The organism is Prevotella sp. SGI.167 (assembly GCF_050313615.1).
Taxonomy (GTDB): Bacteria; Bacteroidota; Bacteroidia; order Bacteroidales; family Bacteroidaceae; genus Prevotella.
Window position 1 is genome coordinate 49,796 of record NZ_JBNPLT010000017.1, and the last position, 23,233, is coordinate 73,028.

Consider the following 23,233-nt stretch of genomic DNA (forward strand, 5'->3'; position numbering starts at 1 on the left):
TATGAAAATACTACTCATGGGAGAATACAGCAACGTTCATGCCACACTTGCCGAAGGACTCCGACAGCTGGGGCATCAGGTTACCGTGCTCTCTAACGGCGACTTCTGGAAGAACTATCCGCGGGATATCGACCTGGTCAGGAAGCCCGGGAAATGGGGCGGAATAGCGTATATGGCACGGTTGTATGCGCTGTTGCCCAAGCTTCGCGGATATGATGTCGTACAGCTCATCAATCCCATGTTTCTCGAGTTGAAGGCAGAGCGCATCCTACCCGTCTACCGTTATCTGAAACGGCACAACGGGAAGATTATCCTGGGCGGTTTCGGGATGGACTATTATTGGGTGAGTGGCTGCTGCAACGACCAACCGCTGAGATACAGCGATTTCAATATGGGAGAGACCCTGCGGACCAACGCTGACGCCCTGAAGGAAAGGAAAGACTGGCTGGGCACGGAGAAGGAAAGACTCAACAGAATCATAGCCGGCGAGTGCGACGGCATCGTGACGGGACTCTATGAATACTGGGCATGCTATCACCCGAAATTCCCCGCCAAGACCACCTTTATCCCTCTCCCCATCAAGCCCCATGACCTGGAACCGACTCAGGAGGATAGTGATAAGGTAAGGGTTTTCATCGGCATCAACAGAAGCCGGAGCGAATATAAGGGTACAGACATCATGCTGAAGGCTGCCCAGGCGATAGCAGAAAAATATCCCGACAGGATGGAACTGCGCCAGGCAGAAAACCTGCCCTTCCGGGAATACGTAAGGATGATGAACGGGAGCGATGCCATCCTCGACCAGCTTTACAGCTACACTCCCTCCATGAATCCGCTGGAAGCGATGTCCAGAGGCATCATCTGCATAGGAGGTGGAGAACCGGAAAACTACGAGATTCTTCATGAAACCCAGCTTCGTCCCATCATCAACGTAGAGCCCAGCTACGAGAGTGTCTACGGAGAACTGGAAAAACTCATCCTGCATCCAGAGCGGATACCTCTGTTAAAAAAGCAAAGTATGGAATATATAGAAAAGCACCACCATTATATAAAGGTGGCTCGCGAATATGAAGCCTTTTACTGGAAATAAAAAAAGAGCACTCAATCACTTGAGCACTCTTTTTTATAATTAGATTAAACTTTCTAATTTTATTTGTATAAGTAAAAGATGATGAAAAGACGTTTCACAACGTCCGTTTGTTTTAACTGATGCAAAGATACAACATTTCGGATTACCAATGTCGTAAATTTTGTCTTTTCAGGAGGTTAAAAATATTGTTTTATATAAAAGAAAACAGTTTTTACCACCTATCAACCAGTTTTTACCACCTTTATCGATACTCTCTTTTCTTTTTCCGACAATATTTACCGTACATTTTGTTAATAAAGGGCGGCGCCCAGGGTTTTCAGGACGCCTTGTGCACTGCTTCTGGGACTTCAGCCCGTTCTTGAGACCACATACAAGGGGTCTGTAGAGCAAGAAGGCTGGCTTATAGGGCCAAATACTCCAAACCCTATCTCAATTTCAGTTATTTCAGTTATTTCAGTTTTCAGCGTGCCCCTATATGTTAGATATGTAGTTACGAATTGTAAGTAAATTATATATCTTATATATTTATATATATATAAATATATAAGATAATACTATAAAGAGAAAAGTACTAAGGCGCTGAAAACTGAAATAACTGAAATAACTGAAATTGAAATAATAAATCGGGGATCTTCCGGAATATCCTGATTCTCCTGATTTACAGTTTCTTTTCCACAACTCTATGTTTTCTGTTCCACAACTCTATGTTTTTTCTGCTCTCAAAACTATGACTTGTAATTATTAACCAACTTACAATTTGAAAGCTACTGAAAATCGGCCCTTATCACAACCCGAAATTTGGTGGTATCAAAAAAAAGTCGTACTTTTGCAGGTGATTAGGAGAAAGGCATCAACCTCTCCTTCACACCATCAATCGGAAGATATAGGCGCCAATCGGAAGAAAGATGGAAACAATTAATAATTTACAATTAGTATCTACATCTCAGTTGGTATATTTATTTCTTCATGATTTCCAAAGGTAGCTGGGTAGCTTTGGCAACCTGTTCGGCAGAAAGTCCCATTGCCAGCAATCGTTGTGCTGTTTCAGTTTTGGTCTTATGTTTGCCTTCCGGGCTGAAGGCCCAAAAGCTCCTAGCCCAGGGCGTGTGGGGCAAAACAATAGAAAAAGGGTCTAAATGCCACGATGAACGGGTGACATATAGACCCTTTTATTTACTCTACGATGGCTGTCCAACCACCTGCTGGAGCCAGATGTATCTGAAGCTTATCGCCGGCACTGATCTGCTGGTAAGTATGCTTATAGTCTGTGGCTTCACGGTCGGCATTGATGCCGTCGGCAAAGATGTTCGCCTTGCCGCTCAGCTTTTCAGGACGGTTGGTCTTTCCGTTCAGCTTCAGTAATGGAGAGAGGTCGATGGTGAGGTCACGAGCCTGCCAGTTGTTCATCGCTGCAATATACCATCTGCTGCCCTTTCTCTTGGCTACAACCACGTATTCGCCCAGTTTGCCGTCCAATGGCACCACCTGGTCATAAACCGTCGGTATCTGGGCTATGAAATCGGTACACTCCTGATTCTGCATATACTTCGTAGGACTGTCGGCAAGCATCTGCAAAGGAGCATCAAAGATAGTATACATCGCCATCTGATGCACTCTGGTGCCCTGGCTCATCGGATGGTCGTTGTTGCCGAAGAACTGCGAACGGACGGCATTCACCATGGCTCCAGGCGTATAGTCGAAACTGCCCGGCAGGGCACGGAGATATGGAATCGTCACGTCATAGCGAGGCTGGTCGTGCAGAGGACCATCGCCCACACGAGGCTCCCACTTGGAATTCTCCAAACCCTTCACGCCCTCGAAATTCACGATGTTGGGATAGGCAAACTGTACGCCAAACGGCCGCATGCCATGAAGGTCGAGCAGAAGATGATGTCTGGCAGCACATTCAGCCACCTCGTATACGGAATTGATAGCCTTCTGGTCGTCACGGTCAAAGAAATCAACCTTGAATCCCTTGACGCCCATATCGCCGTAATGCTTCATGATTTCTTCCATCTTCTCATGACCGCGCTGGATGAGATTGCGCCATGAAGACCAGAGAATCACTCCTACCCCATTCTGCTTGGCATAGTTGATGATGCCCGCCATATCCATCTTGTCGGAGAAGATGAGCAGGTCTTCGGGATCGCTCCAGCCTTCATCGATGATGATATATTCCAAGCCGTTCTTGCGGGCAAAATCCACAAAATACTTATAGGTATCGGTATTGATGCCGGCACGGAAATCCACGCCCGTGATATTGGTGTTGTTCCACCAGTCCCAAGCCACTTTTCCCGGCTTTATCCACGATGTATCCTTGATTCTGCACTGAGGTCCCAGCTGTCGGGCAATATCATTGCCTACCAGCTGTTTGTCTTCATCGGTTACGAGCACGATGCGCCAAGGCAGACGGGTTACCTTTTCTGCGATATAGCCGGCACGCTCTGTAGGGACCAGGTTCAGGCGGTTGTATCCACCTATCTTCTCCTTTAAAGGATAAGGAGGAAAGGCAGCCTGCAGCGAATGTTCTGAAGAAGACGCACCCTTCAGGAGATACATGCCCGGATAGTTTTCTACATCAGCCTCCATGACCACGGCCTTCTTTCCTTCAGGCAGACAGACGGCTAGAGGCGTGATGGCGAGGGAATCCTGATACATTCTGGACAGCGGAGCCTCGTCATAATAGGACTCGAAGGAATAGCACCAGCGCTCTCCTTCACGGTTATCATTCACATAAGGTACGAAACTCTGATAGTTGCCGGCAAAGCGATATTCGGAAGTTTCATTCACCACCTTATTGATTGTCTTCTTAGGGATGATGCGATAGGCTGCAGCATTCAGGAAAACGCGGAATTCCACATCATATCCGTTGCAGGAAAGGAGCAGCTGCTGATAGCCGCCCGTATCATCGTTCTTATAATTATGAACGGTAGCCTTGCGCACCTTCGGATTGACGCCAAAGGTCTGTCTATCAGTCTGTAAGGAGATAGCGGAAGGTTTCAGAACCTGGGTTTTCCCCTTGGTGATATCCCAGGTTATCGACTTATCCACATGGATGTTAACAACCATATCGCCCAATAATGATTGGACGGTATATACTTTCGCCGACAAAGGCAGGCAGCATAAAGCCAGGATTGGAGTGATTAATCTTGCATCCATACCTAAGTTGTTTTGTTGTTTATCTAATGGTTAAAGAGTTCCGTTCCAAAAATGCAGATCATTCACGGAACGGAACTTCCGGGTCTTATGAGAGGGAAAGCATCTTCTCGATAGGCTTGACGGCATCCTTGGCTATTTCCGGAGCCACTTCTACCGTAGGCCAGCCGAACTTCAGGCTATTGTAGATCTTCTTCAATGAGTTCATCTTCATATATTCGCACTCATTGCAGCTGCAGCCTACTCCACCCTCGCTAACCTCCGGCGGAACAGGATAGAAGACGACGGAAGGACAGTTGCGCTCCAGCTCGTGCAGGATACCAGCCTCTGTGGCGATGATATACTCCTTGATTTCCGGATGCTCCTGGGCATAATGAAGCATGGTGGCTGTAGAACCCTTCACATCGGCTACGGCAAGCACAGGCGCCTTGCATTCCAGGTGGGCCATCACGACGGCATCAGGATGCTCCTGCTTCAACTGGATGATAGCCTCTACAGAGAACTTCTCATGCACATGGCAGCCACCATTCCAGAGCAGCATGTTCCTGCCCGTCACGCTGTTGATATAGTTGCCCAGGTTGTAATCAGGACCGAAGATGATCTTCTCGTCCTGCGGGAAGGCATCAATCACCTTCTTGGCATTGCCGCTGGTCACCACACAATCGGTCAGCGCCTTCACGGCAGCGGTAGTGTTGACATAGCTCACCACCTTATATCCAGGATGCTCCTCCTTGTACTTCTTCAAATCCTCAGCCTTGCAGCTGTCGGCAAGCGAGCAGCCGGCATTGAGGTCTGGGCAGAGCACGGTCTTGTCAGGGCTCAGGAGCTTGCAGGTCTCAGCCATGAAATGAACACCACACATCACCATCACCTTGGCATCGGTCTCGGCAGCCTTGCGTGCCAGCGCCAGGGAATCGCCCACGAAGTCGGCAATGTCCTGAATCTCGCCTACGGTATAGTAGTGCGCCAGGATGATAGCATCCTTCTCCTTACAGAGTTTCTTGATTTCAGCTTTCAAGTCTAAGGCTTCGTCAACGGGTTCGTCAACGTATCCTTTCTCAATCCATTCTTTTTTCACCATAATATTCATATTTATATTTCTTTATTTCTAATTTTTAAAAAAGAATTATTAGGATGATGATATGACGTGGATAAGTGGATAAAAAACAGTCCGGATATTTGCTGTTTCCGTTATCCAAGTCTTCCTGTCAGTTTTGAGCACGGGTAATGGAAATCTTTTTCCTGGCTCTTAATGCCTTAACCGTTTTATCAACATTTCCCCAATTCGCTGCAAAGTTAATAAGTTTATATCTTTTTCCGCTCAAAAAGTGCGAAAAAGTTTCTAAAAACTTATTAATAACCCTGTGGATATCCCTATTTTCACATTCATGACATGGGGGCTGTGGATATTTACGAAGTTATTAAAAAGTTATGAATAGGGTTTTCCGTACACTTATCAACGGTTTTTCGTGTATAAACAAAAAAGCAGAAACCGGTCAGGATTTCTGCTTGAATACGTTTTCTATTTTTTCGATAATCAGTTCGGGAGATATATTCTTCATGCAGGCAAAGTCCCCGCGCATGCATGGCTTGTTGCCGTAGATGCTGCAAGGACGGCAAGGCAGGTCAAGCTGAACGGCATTGTCGGGGCTCTGATGCCATCCCATGAAGCCAGCGTAAGGATGAGTGGCTCCCCAGACGCTAACGACAGGAGTATTGACGAGCGAAGCCAGATGCATATTGGCACTATCCATGCTCAGCATGACGTGGAGATGGCTCATCAGGATTAGTTCCTGCTGCAGACCGCCCAGATGGGAGGAAGCATTCACTACCTGCTTATAGTCTTCTGCCCATTTATCCATGACCGGAGTCTCGTTTTTGCCTCCTCCGAAGAGGAAGATATGGCAGTGGGGATGATTGTGGATAAGTTGCTGGATAACTTTTTCCATCAGCTGTACGGGATAAATCTTGCCTTCGTGGGCAGCAAACGGAGCGATGCCTATCCAAGGTTCGGTTATGTGCTTGTTTTCCAGACTGATAACGCTGTCGCCAGCTCTGAAAACTTCCTGTGGCAGGCTGGCGAGATTGCCTTTTCCTTCGCCGAAGATGGATGTGAATTCCATCTTGACGGGATAGCCTAACTGTGCAAAAACATCTGCATAATTCTGGAAGGAGCTAGACAGCTGCTGCAGTTTCTTGCCGGAAGATGCAACCAGCTTGCGCTTGCCGCTGCGATGCTTGTCGATGTGTGCCACCTTGAAATTGGCTAGATTGAAACGCATGCGCAGATAGCTTGAGCGCAATACGCTATGCAGGTCGGCTATCGCCGTGAACTGCTTGGCGATGAGTCGGCGATACAATGCATTCAAGCCCGTTACGCCTTTGTATTCGCCCTTGATGTCTGCCTCCATGAAGCCTACGTTAGGGGCGAGGTCTTCGAAGAATGAGCGGGCGAATGGACGACTGAGCACTGTTATCCTGACATGTGGATATTGTCTGGCCAGCGAATATATCACAGGTACGGTCATGGCAACATCGCCCATGGCCGAGAATCTTATAACAAGTATATGCTCTGTCTTCATTTGTTTTTTCTTCTTTATATATATAATAAGGTGGGAATGGGGAGAAATAGCTCTCCCTCATCCTCCTCCTGTTTTATTTCTGGTTGTAGAGAACCGGATTGGTAGAAGGATCGTTGTACATCTTCATCTGGCGATATACCTTCATGTACTTTCTTCCCGCCTCGATATCTTCCAGGAGCTGGTCGATGGCTGTAGAAAGGTCTACCTGCTGTTCGAGCAGCACGTTGAGCTTAGCCTGGCACTTAGCCTTGTGCTCAGCAGAAGCCTCAGGACGGTCTACCTGCTCCTTCATGTGATAAATCTTGAGGGCGAGGATGCTCAGGCGGTCAACAGCCCATGCCGGACTCTCGGTATTGATGCGCGCATCCGGATGTACCTTTACGTCCTTATAAGTCTCACGGAAGTAAGAGTCAATCTGCTCCACGAGGTCAGTACGGTCCTGATTGCTCTTGTCGATACGGCGCTTCAAGACGAGCGCTTCAGCAGGATCAATCTGCGGATCGCGGATGATATCCTCGAAATGCCACTGTACGGTATCAATCCAGCACTTGAGGTAGAGACGGTTCTCGATGGTACCTTCGGCAAACGGATTATTGATAGGAGTATCAATATTGTCTTTGATGTGATAATCAGCTATCGCCTGATTAAAAATCCTGTTAGCGTTTTCTGTAAATGTCATATGGTTTGAAATGTTTAATTAAATACTGCACAAAAGTAACAAATTTCTCTCAAAGAGCCAACAAAAAAGCGAAAAAAGACCAAATTAATGCACAATTTAGGGGTGATTGTGCACCGAAAGTCACTTTTTTCGCCAAAATATTTGTTTATCTCAAAAAAAAAGTGTTCCTTTGCACTCAGATTTTTAATTAGAAATTAATTTATAAACATTTTAAAGGTTACAATTATGTCAGAAATTGAAAGCAAAGTAAAGGCAATTATCGTTGATAAGCTCGGTGTTGATGAGGCAGAAGTAAAGCCAGAGGCAAGCTTCACAAACGATCTCGGTGCAGATTCATTGGATACAGTAGAGTTGATCATGGAATTCGAGAAGGAGTTCTCTATTTCTATTCCAGACGATAAGGCTGAGAAGATTGCTACTGTAGGTGACGCTATCGCTTACATCGAGGAGAACGCTAAGTAATTTAGCACTAAAATTTTATAAATGGAATTAAAGAGAGTTGTTGTAACAGGTCTCGGTGCTGTGACTCCAGTAGGTAATAATCCAGAGGAAACCTGGAATAACCTTCTTGCTGGAAAGAGCGGTGCTGCTCCTATTACTCATTTCGATACAACCCTTTTCAAGACCAAGTTCGCTTGCGAGGTTAAAGACCTGAACATCAATGATTGGATTGATCGTAAGGAAGCTCGCAAGCTTGACCGTTATACCCAGTTGGCTATGATTGCTGCCATGCAGGGTGTAAAGGACGCTGAAATTGATCTTGAGAAGGAAGACTTGGACAACGTTGGCGTTGTATTCGGTGTAGGTATCGGTGGTATCAAGACTTTCGAGGATGAGGTGAAGTACTACGGTACTCACGAGGAGAATGGTCCTAAGTTCAATCCATTCTTCATCCCTAAGATGATTGCAGATATCGCTTCTGGTCAGATTTCAATCCACTTCGGATTCCACGGACCAAACTACACTACTACATCTGCATGCGCTTCTTCAAGCAACGCATTGGCTGATGCCTTCAACCTGATTCGTCTGGGCAAGGCAAACATCATCGTGAGCGGTGGTGCCGAGGCTGCTATCTGCGCTTGTGGCGTGGGTGGTTTCAATGCTATGCATGCATTGTCAACACGTAATGATGATCCTGAGCATGCTTCACGTCCATTCAGCGCAAGCCGTGATGGATTTATCATGGGCGAAGGTGCTGGTTGCTTGATTCTCGAGGAACTGGAGCACGCTAAGGCTCGTGGTGCGAAGATCTATGCTGAGATGGTAGGCGAGGGCGAGAGTGCTGATGCTTATCACATCACAGCTTCTCATCCTGAGGGTCTCGGTGCTAAGCTCGTTATGGAGCGCGCATTGGCTGATGCCAATCTGAAGCCAGAGGACATTGACTATATCAATGTTCACGGTACATCTACCCACGTAGGTGATATCTCTGAGGCTAAGGCTATCAAGGCTGTCTTCGGTGATGCAGCTTACAAGCTTAACATCAGTTCTACCAAGTCAATGACTGGTCACCTCCTCGGTGCTGCCGGTGCAGTAGAGGCTATGGCTTGTGTTCTTAGTGTGAAGAACGATATCGTTCCTCCTACTATCAACCACGAAGAGGGTGATGACGATCCAGAGCTCGACTACAACTTGAACTTTACCTTCAACAAAGCTCAGAAGCGTGAAGTTCGTGCTGCATTGAGCAATACTTTCGGATTCGGCGGTCACAACTGCTGTGTAGTATTCAAGAAGTATGCTGAATAATTTTATAGATAGAATAAAGCTCTCTTTCCGCAAGGATAAAGAGCTTTATTTTTCTTTGTACGAAATCCTTGGTTTCTATCCTCACGATATCAGTTATTACAAGCTTGCCTTGATGCACAAGAGCATCATGCGCCGCAATTCAAAGGGTAAGCCGGTGAATAACGAGCGCCTGGAGTTCCTGGGCGATGCTGTTCTGGATGCTGTAGTAGGAGACATCGTGTACCAGCACTTCCCTGGCAAGCGTGAGGGATTCCTTACGAATACCCGAAGCAAGCTAGTGCAGCGCGACACGCTCAACAAGCTGGCGCAGGAGATGGGTATCAATCAGCTGATTTTATCTAACGGACACAGTTCTTCTCATAACAGCTATATGGGAGGAAATGCATTCGAAGCCTTGGTTGGTGCCATCTATCTGGACCGCGGTTATGACGCATGCATGTTTTTCATGAAGAATCGCATTCTGGCACAAATGATAAACATTGATAAGGTGGCTTACAAGGAGGTTAACTTCAAGAGCAAGCTTATCGAATGGAGCCAGAAAAACCGCGTACAGCTTGAATATGTATTGATTGAGCAGCAGAAAGATGACAATGGAAGCCCTGTGTTCACCTATCAGGTGGAAATTGAAGGCGTGAAAGGGGGTATCGGCAAGGGATATTCCAAGAAAGAAAGCCAGCAGTTTGCCTCTAAGGAAACTTTAGACAACCTGCGCAAGAAACCGCAGTATATTGATGAGGTCTTTGCTGCCAAGGCTAACCGTACAAAGATGGAGGAAGAGCCTGTGCTCAATGTGCCTAGCACAGAAGTGCAGGAGAATTTCATCATCTCGCAGAATCTGGACGAAAAAAAACTAGAGGAGAAGCACGTCAGCGTGTTCAAGGAAGAGGTTTTTTCGGACAAGGCTGCTGCAGAGGAGAATGAAATGGCAGAAACCGTCGTAGAACAGAACAATAGCGACGAGTTTGACTTGAGCGATATTACAGCAGAGCCTAAGGAGATGTCTAGAGAAGACATCATTGCAGCTGCCGAGGCGGCTGCTTTTGCTGAAGAATAAACTCTTTACATATCGGAAAAAGACTCCCATAGAAAGGTAATATAAACTTATCTATGGGAGTCTTTTTGTATACATCAGGTAGGGCTTTTATTGCAGTTTCTCTCCTCATATATATCTATCTTGGATTTTTGTATTAAAAAAAAGTAAAAACTTTCTCTATATCAAAAGATTGAATTAATTTTGCATCTACTTTATAAGGTATATATATCTAGATATGAGTTTAACAACGATAGTAAGTAATGTCTTCAAACCCCGACAGAAGGAGTTGGAGAAGTATGTTAATGATGCAGAACATTTGCAGCATCATACACTCATGCGCCTTATTGAAAAGGGCAAGAATACGGAATATGGTGTAAAGCATCTATTAAATACTACCAATAGTTATGAGAAATTTGCGATGAATGTGCCTGTCAACACCTATGAGGAGCTGAAGGGGGACATCGACCGCATGCGCCATGGAGAAAAGGATATCCTGTGGCCGGGTACCGTGAAATGGTATGCTAAATCTTCGGGTACTACCAACGACAAGAGTAAGTTTATCCCTGTTTCTCATGATGGTTTGCATGGTATTCATTATGCGGGTGGATTTGATGCCGTAGCGCTCTATCTGCGTAATAATCCGAAAAGCAGGATTTTCGACGGCAAGAGCCTGATTCTCGGCGGTAGCCATTCGCCTAACTATAATGTTTCGGGCAGTCTGGTGGGCGATTTGAGTGCTATTCTCATCGAAAACATCAATCCGCTTGCCAATCTGGTGCGTGTGCCTAGGAAGGAAACGGCTCTCCTGAGCGACTTCGAGGTGAAGCGCGACCGTATTGCGCAGGAAACCCTGAACAAGAACGTTACGAATATCTCGGGTGTGCCTAGCTGGATGCTCAGCGTTCTGGTACGCGTCATGGAGCTTTCAGGCAAGAAGCATCTGGAGGAAGTATGGCCAAACCTGGAGGTTTTCTTCCACGGTGGTATTGCCTTTACGCCTTATCGCAAGCAGTATGAGCAGCTCATCACTTCGCCTGACATGCATTATATGGAGACTTATAATGCCAGCGAAGGCTTCTTCGGACTGCAGAGCGATCCATCCGACCCGGCGATGCTCCTGATGATAGATTATGACGTCTTCTACGAGTTTATCCCTATGGATGAATTCGGCAAGGCCAATCCTACCATCATACCTCTATGGGATGTGGAAATAGGCAAGAACTATGCGATGGTTATCACTACCTCCTGTGGATTATGGCGTTACATGATTGGTGATACCGTTCAGTTTACAAGCAAGAATCCATATAAGTTTGTCATTACCGGCAGAACCAAATACTTCATCAATGCCTTTGGCGAGGAACTGATTATGGATAATGCCGAGAAGGGTCTGGCTTATGCCTGCGAGAAGACGGGTGCCCAGGTGGCTGAATATACGGCTGCTCCTGTCTATATGGACAGCAACGCCAAATGCCGCCATCAGTGGCTTATCGAATTCTCCAAGGAACCGGAAAGCCTGGACGAGTTTGCCAGCCTGCTCGACCGGAAACTGCAGGAAATCAACAGCGACTATGAGGCTAAGCGATTCCACGACGTTACGCTCCAGCATCTGGAAATAGTAAAGGCAAGACCGGGAGTCTTCAACGATTGGCTCAAGAGCAAGGGCAAGCTGGGTGGTCAGCATAAGATTCCCCGTCTCAGCAACAGCCGCAAGAATCTCGACGAAATGCTGATGATGAACAAGTAAATTTTTATCGCTGCCTTCGAGATAGGGTAGCGAATATAAAGATAATATACAATGATTAATATGAATGACATCAAGGACAAGTTGAAGTTAAATTCCTTGTTTCTGCCTTTCTATCTGGCGGTCTTCTTCCTGTTGGCTTCCTGTGCACGAATGGGACAGCCTGACGGAGGATGGTTTGACGAGACACCACCTAAGGTGGTAGGTGCCTCGCCGGCTGACGGTGCTGTCAATGTGAAGGAGAAGAAGATAGATATTTACTTCGATGAGTTTATCAAGGTGGATAATCCTACCGAGAAGGTGGTGGTTTCGCCTCCTCAGCTTGAAGTGCCTGAAATCAAAGGCGCAGGAAAGCGTATTCATATTTCGCTTGTCGATTCTCTGAAACCCAATACCACTTATACCATCGACTTCTCGGATGCTATCAGCGACAACAACGAGGGAAATCCGATGGGCAACTATACCTATAGTTTTTCTACAGGTACCGTCATTGATACGATGGAGGTTGCGGGATATGTGCTGGAGGCTGAGAATCTGGAACCTATCAAGGGTATTCTCGTAGGTCTCTATGATGATCAGGCTGATTCTGCGTTCAAGACCAAGCCTATGTTGCGTGTAAGCCGTACGGACAGTAGAGGACGTTTCGTCATCAAGGGCGTAGCGCCGGGCTCTTATCGCATCTATGCCCTGCAGGACATGGACGGCAACTATATGTTCAATCAGAAGAGCGAGAAAATCGCCTTCACCCATGACATCATCATACCATCCAGCAAGCCTGATATCAGACAGGATACCACATGGATAGACTCGCTGCACATCAAGTCGATTGACCAGGTGAAATATACTCATTTCCTGCCTGATGACGTGGTGCTCAGGGCTTTTACGGAACCGTTGACAGACAGATATTTCCTGAAGGCAGAGCGCAAGATGCCTAACTGTTTCTCGCTCTATTTCAGTTATGGAGATTCCATCCTTCCTGAGATAAAGGGACTTAACTTTGATGCCGAAAAAGCGTTCATCATAGAAAGTTCGGAGAAGAAAGATTCCATCACCTATTGGCTGAGGGATACTGCCCTGGTCAATCAGGATACGCTTCGCATGGATCTTACCTATCGCATGACCGACAGTACGGGTGTGCTGATATGTCATACCGATACGGCTATGGAGATTCTTTCCAAGGAACCATACGCCAAGCGAATGAAAGCCAAGGAAAAGGAGATAGCCGAGTGGTCCAAGAAACAGGAAAAACTCAAGAAGAAAGGTATGCCTTATGACTCGGTGATGGCCATCAAACCGCTTGAGGTCAAGGTGGGAGTTGCCTCAGAACTGGACCCGGACAAGAACGTTACGTTCAGTTTTGATACTCCGCTTGCCAAGGCAGATACGGCAGGAATGCATCTTTATGCCAAGCATGATACGCTCTGGTATCGGGCTCCTTTTGAATTTGATTCGATAGGAAACCGGGAATATGTGCTGAGAGGAGAGTGGAGACCTGATATAGAATATAGTCTTGAGGTGGATTCTGCTGCTTTCGAGGATATCTACGGTCTGGCATCCAAGCCTATCAAGCAGGGATTCAAGGTCAGCTCGCTCGATACATACGGCACTCTCCTGGTGAATATCACCGATAATTTTGGAAATTTGCCTCTCCTGGTACAGTTGTTGAATGCTCAGGACCAGGTGGTGAAGTCGGTGAAGGCAGTAAATGGGGTAGCAGAATTCTATTATCTTAAACCGGAGAAGTATTACATGCGCCTGATTGTTGATAGAAACAACAACGGCAAATGGGATACGGGCTGTTATGATGATGATTTGCAGGCGGAGGAAGTATATTATTATCCGGAACTCCTGGAATGTAAGGCTAAATGGGATTTGACGGAAAGCTGGAGCCCGAAGTCTTATGAACTGTCCAGGCAGAAGCCTTCTGCCATCACCAAGCAGAAACCTGACAAGGAAAAGAAAGTAAAGAATCAGAATGCGCAACGTGCCAAAAAATTGGGCATAGAGTACATTCCTAAAATGTTATAGTTATGAAGACATTTAAATCTTTTTTGATAGCAGCAATGCTACTCTTGGTCAGCACAACCGTGTCTGCCCAGTGTACATTTCGTAATACGGCATTCAAATCGGGTGAGTTTCTCACCTATAACCTATATTACAATTGGAAGTTCGTTTGGGTAAAGGCTGGTAATGCCAGCATGTCGGTTATCCAGACTACCCGTCATGGTAAGCCTGCTTATCGTGGTTCGCTCGTAACCAGAGGAAATAAGCGAGTAGACGATTTCTTTGTGCTTCGTGATACTTTGCTTTGCTATAGTGGTACGGATCTGGCACCGCTCTATTTCCGCAAGGGAGCCCGTGAAGGCAAGCGATATACCGTAGATGAGGTTTTCTATAATTATGCCGGTGGCAAATGCAATGTAAACCTGCATTATCAGAATAAGAATGGCGAGCATAAATGGAAAAAGGCTTCCTACGAGGATTGTGTTTTCGACATGATGAACATCTTCCTCCGTGCCCGCAGCTTTGATCCTGCCAACTGGAAGCGGGGACATTGCGTCAAGTTCCCTATCTGTGATGGCGGCGGTCGTAATCCGGCTCAGTTGAAGTATGGTGGAAAGGTTACGGTCAAGGCTGACAACGGCGTGAAGTATCGTTGCCTGCGTCTTGAATATATGGAGATTGACGATGGTAAATGGAAGAAAATCGTAGATTTCTATATAACCGATGATGAGAATCATGTGCCTGTACGCCTGGATATGTTCCTGAAGTTTGGTTCGGCAAAGGCATTCCTGGTTGGCATGAAGGGCACCAGAAACCCTGTTACTTCTATTGTGCAGTAAGCAGCAGGTTTATAGATAAAAAATAAAGGCATCAGGTTGTATTCCGTTGATGGAAACAGCCTGGTGCCTTTTTTATGTTTATGCGGTAATCTTCCTTATTTCAGATATTCTCCGAAGTCGGTCAGTCTCATATCTCCCTTCTTCAGGAAGGTATCGTGCATGGCGAGGGCGGCACGCATGCTCTGTGGCTCGTGCCCCTTTTCTGCAAATTTCAAGTATTCACGAAGCATTGGACGATAATCCGGGTGCGCACAGTTCTCGATAATCTCCTTGGCACGGCGCAAAGGACCCTTGCCGCGAAGATCGGCGACTCCCTGTTCAGTAACGATAACATCCACATCGTGCTCGGTGCTATCTACATGGCTGCACATCGGAACGATGGCTGAAATGCAACCGTTCTTGGTGGTACTCTGGGTGGTGAAGATGGAGATGTAGCCATTTCGCTCGTAATCGCACGAACCACCGATACCATTCATCAGCTTGCTGCCGCAGATGTGGCTGGAGTTCTCGTTGCCATAGATATCGCACTCGATGGCGGTATTCATGGCGATGACACCCAGTCGGCGGATTACCTCCGGAGAGTTGGAAATCTCGCTCTGGCGGATGGTGAGATGCTTCTTGAAGTAATCTATATCATCATACACCTCTTTCAAAGTCTCGTTTGTTACGGTGAGCGAAGAGCAGGATGCATCCTTTATTCTTCCCTCACGCATGTATTTCACTACAGCATCCTGAACCACCTCGGTATAGACGCTGAATACAGGCACGTTAGGATTCTGTCCCAATGCCTCAAGAACGGCATTGGAAGTTACGCCCACTCCGCTCTGCAAAGGCAGGAACTGAGGAGGAATATGTCCCTTCTTCAGGTCGCTGACCAGGAAATCAGCCACATTATGTCCCATCTGTTCGGTTACAGGGTCGAGTGGCTTGAAGGCACGCGCCTCTTCCGGAATGTTGCATTCTACCACACCCACAATCTTATGTGCATCAATCTCCACATACTCTTTACCTATTCTATCGCCCACATTCAAGATTGGGATAGGTGTGCGGAATGGGCATTCTGCTATCTCATATACATCGTGAAGATAACGGGAAGCTGGACTGTGGAAGGTATTCTTCTCGATGAGCACCTTCTTTGCCAATCTAACGATGGTAGGAACAATGCCGCCGGCAGAGGTAAGGAATGCCTTACAGGTAGTTTCGCCTTCTTCCAAATCAGAAACTTCGATGATGGCAAGGTCTATCTCGCCATAGAAACCACGGCGCAGGCGCTCAGCCATGTGGCCGAGATGCATATCCTCGTAGTCGATTTCACCGAGATTGGTATGGGTGCGGAAATCCTTGTTGGTAGAAAATGGCGCACGGAACTTGATGGCATGGGCTGCTGCCATGTCACCTTCGATACTCTGCGAGGTAGAAGCACCTGTCAGGATGCCCACCTGGAAAGGTCTGCCCGCCTCATGCTCTGCCACGGCTCTCTTGGAGAGTTCGCGGAAAGTTGCCTTAGGCACGCCGTTTGGTGTGAAACCACTCAATCCGATTGTATCTTGATCGTTAATCATCGCTGCCGCTTCGGCAGCACTCAATCTTGTATATGCCATTTTCTTCTAACTTAATACTCATTAGCGGAACTTATAGCCGCCTTCTTGATAATTGATAACTGTTATGCGGCTGCAAAGTTACACATTATTTTCGATATACGCTAATAATTTGATAATTTTATGCATATATTAGGCTAAAAACTTACAAATAGTGAATAGATATACAGAAACTGTTTACTTTATGCAAAAAACTATTTTGTTTTCTGCATCCTGTATTTTGTTTTTTCCCGATTTATTCTCTACTCATGTTAGCATTTTCATCAGATAAAAGTGGTATTTTAGGGGCATTTAATAACATTTTGCGAATGATTTGTCGGATATATCAGAAAAATGAGTTAACTTTGCACTCAAAACATAAATAATATAAAAATAAGGTTCAAACAAAATGGAACAGAAATTATTGATCTACAACACTCTCACTCGTACGAAAGAGAGATTCACTCCGCTCCACGCTCCTAACGTGGGCATGTATGTTTGTGGCCCAACTGTGTATGGCGATCCGCATCTTGGTCATGCGCGTCCTGCCATTACATTCGATATACTCTTCCGCTATCTCAAGCACCTGGGCTACAAGGTTCGCTACGTTAGAAACATTACCGACGTGGGCCACCTGGAGCACGATGCAGATGAGGGCGACGACAAGATTGAGAAGAAGGCACGCCTGGAGCAGTTGGAGCCAATGGAGATTGCGCAGTACTACATCAACCGCTACCACGATGCCATGGAGGCGCTGAACGTACTCCCTCCTAGCATTGAGCCTCATGCCACAGGCCATATCATCGAACAGGAGAAGCTGGTACAGGAAATCCTGGACAATGGCTATGCTTACGAGAGCAACGGCTCTATCTACTTCGACATCGAGAAGTATAACAAGGATCATAAGTACGGTATCCTCTCCGGACGTAACCTGGAGAACGTAATCAACGAGAGCCGCGAACTGGCTGGTATCGGCGAGAAGAAGAACCAGGCTGACTTTGCCCTCTGGAAGAAGGCTTCACCAGAGCATATCATGCGCTGGCCTAGTCCTTGGAGCGATGGTTTCCCAGGATGGCACTGCGAGTGTACTGCAATGGGCAGAAAGTATCTGGGCAGCCACTTTGATATTCACGGTGGCGGCATGGATTTGATTTTCCCTCACCACGAGTGCGAGATTGCGCAGGCTGTGGCTTCTCAGGGCGACCAGATGGTTCGTTACTGGATGCATAACAATATGATTACCATCAACGGTCAGAAGATGGGTAAGAGTCTTGGCAACTTCATCACTCTGGAGCAGTTCTTCACTGGCAATCACGACAGTCTGGAGCAGGCTTATTCGCCAATGACCATCCGTTTCTTCATCCTCTCTGCTCACTACCGCAGCACAGTAGATTTCTCTAACGATGCCTTGAAGGCTAGCCAGAAGGGATTGGAGCGCCTGATGAACAGTTTGAAAGACCTGGAGCGTGTGCCGGTGGCTAAGCAGAGCGATGAGCAGGTGAAGAAGTTCGTAAGCGAGTTGCGCCAGCGCTGCTACGATGCGATGAACGATGACTTCCAGACTCAGCTCGTCATCAGCTATCTCTTCGAGGCTTGCCACGTAATCAACACAGCCCTCGACCACAAGGCAAACATCTCTGCCGAAGACCTGAAGGAGCTTTCAGACACCATGCAGCTCTTCACCTTCGACCTGCTCGGCTTGAAGAGCGAGAAGGGAGCCAACAATGATGCCCGTGAAGAGGCTTATGGCAAGGTAGTAGATATGGTTCTCGACCTGCGTGCCAAGGCAAAGGCGGCCAAGGACTGGGCTACCAGCGACCAGATTCGCGATGCCCTCGCTGGTGCCGGCTTTGAGGTAAAGGACACCAAGGATGGTGTTACCTGGAAACTGAACAAGTAAAAATAGTCTCTATATATAATTAAGGTATGTCTCTCAAGAAACGTTTTGAGAGACATACCTTATTTAGTATGATTACTAAAACGTAAGGAATGATGAGATACAAGGTCATATATTTCGTGTTTTTTCTTCTTGCAATAATTAGCATAAGTTTCAAGCTGCGGGTGGATAGAAAGCTACTTTCAAAAACACTCTTCACTCTTCACGGATGCTCCCTAAACAACTAAAATACAGTTGATTAGGTGAGTGAAGAGTGGTAGCCTACTCTTCACCACTCTTCACCACTCTTCACCATGATCAGCTACTGTTTCCAAATGCCGGAAGAGGAGGGCAAATGGATGGTAAGCTTCGAGGTTTTCTATGAGCTTCATCTACAGTATCCTATGCTGGTGGAAAATTTGAGTACGTGTGAAGAGTGGTGAAGAGTTGTGAAGAGTGGATGACTACTCTTCACCGCTTGCAACCCTAGTGTTTATCAGAGTTTCAGGCTAATCTGTGAAGAGTGAAGAGTAAAATCGAGAGTAAGGTTTTTCCTGAGCAAAACCACGCTTCCAGCAGCCGGAAAGCATATTCCGACTGGCGATGGTAGACCTCCCGAAAATTTTCTCCCGGCGTATTACTTTGTGCCCGGCAATGGCAAAAAGTTGCCCCAGTAGAGGGCAATATTGTGCCATAGTCAGGCAAAAAGTGGAATGAGCCTCTTTCCAACTTCAAATAAGAGGGGAATCTCCCTTTTTCTTTTCTATTTATTTACTGATTTAGTAGCAATCGTATCCTTCTGCTTAGTAACTACGGAATCTCTCAACATTTTGTCTTTCTGCTTCTTATATTCCTTGTACTCTCGCTCATAGTAGTGAGCGTAGTTGACGAAAGGCTCGGTTACGGCATCGCTGCTGCTTGCCGTGAATGTGTGACCGTATGGGTCGCTTGCCTTGATGATAATCTTGGCATTCGGGTTCTTTGGTACATAATAATAAAGGTGGTTCATGATGAGATAACCGTTACCTTTGCTCACGAAACGATAGGATACACTCTCGCTGTATTTATGATGATAGCCGGCTGCAAAGGCATCCTGACCCTTGCTGCTGATGCGGCGCATCAGATATTCCTTGCCATCCTCTATGGCTACCACGCGCCAGTGACTGGTGGCATTGAAGACATTAGCTACCAGGATATTCCTGTTGGTTGCCAACTGCCAGTCCTTGGCATATTTCTCGCCGTTGAAATCTGTCTGCGCACGGAAGATGGTCATCTGCTTGCTCTTGTCCCAGAAAGTTCCCTTGTAGTAGCAATCGTTGATGCTGGTACCTACAAAGCTATAGACATAATATCCGTTCGGGGTGCCGCAGATGTTGATGTTCGACTGCCAGATATTGCCACAGGCTGCAGCATGACAATGCTCCATCACATCCTCGCCCTCATAGTTGATCTCATGGTTGCAGGCAAAATGAGTATGTCCGCAGAAGAGTTCGTATCCTCCCTTAAACTGCTTCAGCAGAGAGAGCAGGAGCGAGAGGCGGGAAGAGGAATAATGCCCCTCCTCATTGGCATTGGTCAGCGGCTTCGCCTTGCTGAAAGGCGCATTGCCGAAGGTAAAAGGAATGTGATAGCAGAGTACCACTTTCTTATCCTTGGGTGTAAGGGCCAGATTCTGTTTCAACCACTTCACCTGGCGCTCACGCAATTCTCCAGGAGAATAATAAGACATGCCGCGATGGAAGAAGCAGTTGTTGATGCAGACATAATGCACATCGCCACGGTCGAAGGAAAAATCGGTAGGACCGAAATTTTCCTCCCATTTCCTGCGATAGAGTGCCTTCCCATCCTGGTCGTGATTGCCGATGACGGAGAAGAGACGCATCTCTGAAGAGCCCAATGCCTGGCGTATCTGGCGCTCCAGCTTGGCATTATAGCCGCCATAATACTGTACATCATCGCCCATGCTCAGTCCATATACGGGAGTTCCTGCAGGAAGACTCTTGATGGTCTGCTTGATGTCTGCCATCGTCTGGGTTGTGAATCTTTCCACATCGCTCTTCTTGATGGGGTTATCATCCGGAGAAGTATAGTAAGGGCTGTAGGCATTGGTAACCTGCGGGTCGCCGATGACTATCATCTTGTAACTCACCTCCTTGCCGCCGGGCAATCGGGTGAGAGTAAAGTCATATTTCTTCTTATCGTTGGAAACTGCTTGGTAGAAACAAGCCGTGCGATCGGTTTCGCTATGGGTAGGTACCTCGCAGTCGGCAGGCACGGAGTAGTAGATGAAGCGAGCCAACGAGTCTCGTTTCATCTTGTAGCGTCCCGAGGAATCAGTCTTCACACAATGGTAGCCATCGCTCACGATGACGCCAGTCACTCCCTTGCCATCGGTATCCAGCAAGGTGCCGCTGATATTGAAGTCCATCTTCTTCACCACCGGCTTCGGTTTCTGAATGGAATCCTTCATCTGTGGATGATAATGTATGTTGGCCGCTATCTTGGGTCCGATGGCGGGCAGGGTAGTGATTTCCTCGTTGAGGCGCATTGTCATGCCGATTGCCACGAGCATGCAGCAAACGAGCAATATTCCACCGATGTATAGCAGTTTCCTTTTCATTCCTTTTGTATTGATATTATCGTGCAAAATTACGCATTTATTATGGGAAAACCTTAGATTATTGTTTAAAAATAACTAAATATTAATATATCTTCTTTATGATTATAACTGTCCTCTTTCTGCCCAATCGCCTCTGTCGAGGGTTCCGTATCCCACGGCTTCTGCTATATGGTAAGGCTTAATCTGTTCACTTCCTGCCAAATCAGCAATGGTTCGTGCCACTTTCAGTATTCTGTTATAGGCTCTGGCTGACAAAGAAAGCTTCTCCATTGCCATTCGGAGCAGTTCGATACCTTGTTCGTCGGGTTCGGCAAACTGATGAATCATTCTTTCGGTCATCTGGGCGTTGCAATGGATGCCTTTATAATCATTGAATCTTTCGGCTTGAACTTCTCTTGCCTTGATGACTCTTTCTCTTATCTTGGCACTTGGCTCACCTGGTGCTGCCTTCGGTATGTCCTGGAAAGGAACGGGACTGATTTCACATTGGATGTCTATTCGGTCTAAGAAAAGAGGGGCCGCTGATTGTCCCACTTTTTGGCTCGCTCCATGCCATCTGGCACTACGCCTACGATGATTTATCAAGGACATAGGTGAATGGCCATTGTTTATGTTCACGATGCAAAGATAACACTTTTTGTTTAATTAGTCGAGCCTTTTTGATTAGAATTGCTCCATTGTTCATAGACTCTATACATTCCCACATGGGCCAGGTGAATTTCTGATAGACAGAATCTAAGGAATGTATTGCGGCTTTATTCTTAAAAAAAAATAATTTTGTTGGTAAAAATTTGCAAATGCGAAATATTATCATTAACTTTGTAGCATCAAAATACGAGAAGAATGGAAAGTACGGAGATTATAAAGAACGCAGGCCTAAAAATCACTCCGCAACGTAAAGTGGTTTATGAGGTTATGATGGAATTGCGTCATGCTGCCATTGATGAAATAATCAAGTGTGTGCAATCCAAAGATAATGAGATAACCATCTCAACCATCTATCGCATTCTTGATTCGTTTTGCAAGGCTAATCTGTTATCATTTGTGTTCCATCACGAAGTGGGGAAAAGCTATTATGACATTACCGTGACAGAGCATCACCACATATTCGAGGGAGAGAGCATCTTGGATTATATGGATGAAGGGCTTACGGAATTGATACGACAGTATTTGAAAGAAAAGAATTTTGCATCGGTTGACATTAGCCGAATACAGGTGCAGATAACGATAAATAACCCAAAGTTAAACTCTAAAAAGTAACAAGTATGAGAAGTATCACGACTTTCGATTTGCAGTATGCACATCGCTTCTATGGCTTCCAAGGCGAAGCCCAGTATCTTCACGGTCACACTGGCACACTGACCATTGAGGTGGAAGATACGGTTGAAGAAGGTGTAAACATGGTGTACCCTTGTAATGAAATCCAAAAGGTGGCATGGAGCCTGTTGAAGAATTTTGACCATGCCTTGGTGCTCCGCGAAGATGACCCTTTGCTTCCTGCCATTCTTGATGTGTATGAAAAGCAAGGCATCAAAAACGGCCATCCGCAAAACAAAATGAAAGGAGAGGCCTTCAAGACCGAATTGGCAACGGCTTACCCTGATGCCCGTCTGGTTGTTACCAAAGAAACCATGACAGTGGAAGGTATGATTAAGATTGTATATGACTTGTTGAAAGACAAACTGAACATCGCTAAAATCACTTTCACAAGCGGTGTGAATGCCGCTTCTGCCGAGTTTACCACAAAGAATAACATCGACCGCTGTCCTCTTTGCGGTGTCGCCCTCAATGCGGATGGAGTATGCCCAAAATGTGGTTATCGTAAAAAATAATCCACGTAAAGCTGCATATAAAATAATGTGATGATGAAAATACGGGTGGAAAAGATTTCACACTTTTCCACCCGTATTGTACAAGTTAGAAAAATAATTTGAAATTCGGCTAATGGCTTCAACCTTTGTTTCCATAATCACATCGGCATATACCTGTGTTGTGTGACGGCTCGTATGGAAACTGACATTTTTCGTAATCCCTGCATCCGCAGCCATTTTTTTAAGGCTCGACTGATTATAGAGAGGCTATCATTCTCGTTTAATTTGTAATTTTACTATTTTATAGTGATTATTCTTTATCCTTGCTAAGGGAAGCATCGTGGCATCACCAAGTTTTTTTTGGGGGTAGATTGTCTGAAAACCCATAGCAGCCAAAATGTCTCCTAATATTTCTTATTGTTAACACTTTATCTTTGGTTTTCTCGAAATATTTTCGTAACTTTTTAGCTATCAAACAC

16 protein-coding genes and 2 pseudogenes are annotated in these 23,233 nt (G+C 46.2%); 10 read left to right on the forward strand and 8 right to left on the reverse strand.

Annotated elements, in window-relative coordinates; translation table 11 throughout:
* Position 1: 1 nt before the first annotated feature.
* Positions 2 to 1,090, forward strand: coding sequence for a glycosyltransferase family 1 protein (locus ACQRBJ_RS10100; RefSeq protein WP_445303538.1), 1,089 nt, complete (start codon positions 2 to 4; stop codon positions 1,088 to 1,090).
* Positions 1,091 to 2,046: 956 nt separating this feature from the next.
* On the opposite strand, the pseudogene ACQRBJ_RS10105 reads toward ACQRBJ_RS10100, so the two are convergent.
* From ACQRBJ_RS10105 to ACQRBJ_RS10125, 5 genes and pseudogenes are all read right to left on the reverse strand, one after another.
* Positions 2,047 to 2,160, reverse strand: a pseudogene (locus ACQRBJ_RS10105) (Rpn family recombination-promoting nuclease/putative transposase); the annotation flags it as partial.
* Positions 2,161 to 2,263: 103 nt separating this feature from the next.
* Positions 2,264 to 4,249, reverse strand: coding sequence for a glycoside hydrolase family 97 catalytic domain-containing protein (locus ACQRBJ_RS10110; protein WP_445303539.1), 1,986 nt, complete (start codon positions 4,247 to 4,249; stop codon positions 2,264 to 2,266).
* 85 nt (positions 4,250 to 4,334) lie between these two features.
* The gene (gene nadA / locus ACQRBJ_RS10115) at positions 4,335 to 5,327 is read right to left on the reverse strand and encodes a quinolinate synthase NadA (RefSeq protein ID WP_217760003.1); all 993 of its coding nucleotides are present in this window, start codon (positions 5,325 to 5,327) and stop codon (positions 4,335 to 4,337) included.
* A gap of 415 nt (positions 5,328 to 5,742) precedes the next feature.
* The gene (locus tag ACQRBJ_RS10120) at positions 5,743 to 6,828 is read right to left on the reverse strand and encodes a glycosyltransferase family 9 protein (protein ID WP_294971318.1); all 1,086 of its coding nucleotides are present in this window, start codon (positions 6,826 to 6,828) and stop codon (positions 5,743 to 5,745) included.
* A gap of 73 nt (positions 6,829 to 6,901) precedes the next feature.
* Positions 6,902 to 7,507, reverse strand: a complete 606-nt coding sequence (locus ACQRBJ_RS10125; RefSeq protein ID WP_294971315.1) for a DUF4254 domain-containing protein — start codon at positions 7,505 to 7,507, stop codon at positions 6,902 to 6,904.
* 225 nt (positions 7,508 to 7,732) lie between these two features.
* On the opposite strand from ACQRBJ_RS10125, the gene ACQRBJ_RS10130 reads away from it, so the two are divergent.
* From ACQRBJ_RS10130 to ACQRBJ_RS10155, 6 genes are all read left to right on the forward strand, one after another.
* Entirely contained in the window at positions 7,733 to 7,969 is a 237-nt protein-coding gene (locus ACQRBJ_RS10130; RefSeq protein ID WP_004342032.1) for an acyl carrier protein, read from the forward strand.
* 21 nt (positions 7,970 to 7,990) lie between these two features.
* A complete protein-coding gene (gene fabF / locus ACQRBJ_RS10135; RefSeq protein ID WP_118416262.1) occupies positions 7,991 to 9,253 on the forward strand; it encodes a beta-ketoacyl-ACP synthase II in 1,263 nt (420 codons plus the stop codon).
* Positions 9,243 to 10,307, forward strand: coding sequence for a ribonuclease III (rnc, locus tag ACQRBJ_RS10140; protein WP_441933279.1), 1,065 nt, complete (start codon positions 9,243 to 9,245; stop codon positions 10,305 to 10,307). Before fabF ends, rnc begins: the two co-directional genes overlap by 11 nt.
* 214 nt (positions 10,308 to 10,521) lie before the next feature.
* The gene (locus ACQRBJ_RS10145; RefSeq protein WP_441937691.1) at positions 10,522 to 12,030 is read left to right on the forward strand and encodes a GH3 auxin-responsive promoter family protein; all 1,509 of its coding nucleotides are present in this window, start codon (positions 10,522 to 10,524) and stop codon (positions 12,028 to 12,030) included.
* A 51-nt stretch (positions 12,031 to 12,081) separates the two neighbouring features.
* Positions 12,082 to 14,055, forward strand: coding sequence for an Ig-like domain-containing domain (locus tag ACQRBJ_RS10150; RefSeq protein ID WP_441933281.1), 1,974 nt, complete (start codon positions 12,082 to 12,084; stop codon positions 14,053 to 14,055).
* A gap of 2 nt (positions 14,056 to 14,057) precedes the next feature.
* Positions 14,058 to 14,870 (forward strand): DUF3108 domain-containing protein, encoded by an 813-nt coding sequence (locus tag ACQRBJ_RS10155; protein ID WP_294971305.1) that lies wholly within the window; start codon positions 14,058 to 14,060, stop codon positions 14,868 to 14,870.
* 95 nt (positions 14,871 to 14,965) lie between these two features.
* Here ACQRBJ_RS10155 and ACQRBJ_RS10160 read toward each other — a convergent pair whose 3' ends face one another.
* Complete coding sequence (locus tag ACQRBJ_RS10160) at positions 14,966 to 16,471, reverse strand: acetyl-CoA hydrolase/transferase C-terminal domain-containing protein (RefSeq protein ID WP_217759997.1); 1,506 nt, start codon at positions 16,469 to 16,471, stop codon at positions 14,966 to 14,968.
* 385 nt (positions 16,472 to 16,856) lie between these two features.
* Between ACQRBJ_RS10160 and cysS the strand changes: the two genes are divergently transcribed.
* The gene (cysS, locus tag ACQRBJ_RS10165) at positions 16,857 to 18,347 is read left to right on the forward strand and encodes a cysteine--tRNA ligase (protein WP_445303540.1); all 1,491 of its coding nucleotides are present in this window, start codon (positions 16,857 to 16,859) and stop codon (positions 18,345 to 18,347) included.
* A gap of 739 nt (positions 18,348 to 19,086) precedes the next feature.
* Here the strand turns inward: cysS and ACQRBJ_RS10170 are convergent.
* Positions 19,087 to 20,943 (reverse strand): calcineurin-like phosphoesterase C-terminal domain-containing protein, encoded by a 1,857-nt coding sequence (locus tag ACQRBJ_RS10170; RefSeq protein ID WP_445303541.1) that lies wholly within the window; start codon positions 20,941 to 20,943, stop codon positions 19,087 to 19,089.
* A gap of 102 nt (positions 20,944 to 21,045) precedes the next feature.
* Positions 21,046 to 21,453 (reverse strand): annotated as a pseudogene (locus tag ACQRBJ_RS10175) (YifB family Mg chelatase-like AAA ATPase); the annotation flags it as partial.
* A gap of 333 nt (positions 21,454 to 21,786) precedes the next feature.
* Here ACQRBJ_RS10175 and ACQRBJ_RS10180 point away from each other — a divergent pair.
* A complete protein-coding gene (locus ACQRBJ_RS10180) occupies positions 21,787 to 22,203 on the forward strand; it encodes a Fur family transcriptional regulator (RefSeq protein WP_427877084.1) in 417 nt (138 codons plus the stop codon).
* A gap of 5 nt (positions 22,204 to 22,208) precedes the next feature.
* Positions 22,209 to 22,775: a 6-carboxytetrahydropterin synthase gene (locus tag ACQRBJ_RS10185; RefSeq protein WP_094380541.1), complete on the forward strand. Its 567-nt coding sequence runs from the start codon at positions 22,209 to 22,211 to the stop codon at positions 22,773 to 22,775.
* Positions 22,776 to 23,233 lie beyond the last annotated feature (458 nt).

Coding starts and splice junctions, on each gene's coding strand:
- nadA (WP_217760003.1), bottom strand. CDS start 5,327: ATGGTGAAAAAAGAATGGATTGAGAAAGGATACGTTGACGAACCCGTT.
- cysS (WP_445303540.1), top strand. CDS start 16,857: ATGGAACAGAAATTATTGATCTACAACACTCTCACTCGTACGAAAGAG.
- ACQRBJ_RS10170 (WP_445303541.1), bottom strand. CDS start 20,943: ATGAAAAGGAAACTGCTATACATCGGTGGAATATTGCTCGTTTGCTGC.
- ACQRBJ_RS10160 (WP_217759997.1), bottom strand. CDS start 16,471: ATGGCATATACAAGATTGAGTGCTGCCGAAGCGGCAGCGATGATTAAC.
- fabF (WP_118416262.1), top strand. CDS start 7,991: ATGGAATTAAAGAGAGTTGTTGTAACAGGTCTCGGTGCTGTGACTCCA.
- ACQRBJ_RS10155 (WP_294971305.1), top strand. CDS start 14,058: ATGAAGACATTTAAATCTTTTTTGATAGCAGCAATGCTACTCTTGGTC.
- ACQRBJ_RS10120 (WP_294971318.1), bottom strand. CDS start 6,828: ATGAAGACAGAGCATATACTTGTTATAAGATTCTCGGCCATGGGCGAT.
- rnc (WP_441933279.1), top strand. CDS start 9,243: ATGCTGAATAATTTTATAGATAGAATAAAGCTCTCTTTCCGCAAGGAT.
- ACQRBJ_RS10125 (WP_294971315.1), bottom strand. CDS start 7,507: ATGACATTTACAGAAAACGCTAACAGGATTTTTAATCAGGCGATAGCT.
- ACQRBJ_RS10130 (WP_004342032.1), top strand. CDS start 7,733: ATGTCAGAAATTGAAAGCAAAGTAAAGGCAATTATCGTTGATAAGCTC.
- ACQRBJ_RS10145 (WP_441937691.1), top strand. CDS start 10,522: ATGAGTTTAACAACGATAGTAAGTAATGTCTTCAAACCCCGACAGAAG.
- ACQRBJ_RS10100 (WP_445303538.1), top strand. CDS start 2: ATGAAAATACTACTCATGGGAGAATACAGCAACGTTCATGCCACACTT.
- ACQRBJ_RS10110 (WP_445303539.1), bottom strand. CDS start 4,249: ATGGATGCAAGATTAATCACTCCAATCCTGGCTTTATGCTGCCTGCCT.
- ACQRBJ_RS10185 (WP_094380541.1), top strand. CDS start 22,209: ATGAGAAGTATCACGACTTTCGATTTGCAGTATGCACATCGCTTCTAT.
- ACQRBJ_RS10150 (WP_441933281.1), top strand. CDS start 12,082: ATGATTAATATGAATGACATCAAGGACAAGTTGAAGTTAAATTCCTTG.
- ACQRBJ_RS10180 (WP_427877084.1), top strand. CDS start 21,787: ATGGAAAGTACGGAGATTATAAAGAACGCAGGCCTAAAAATCACTCCG.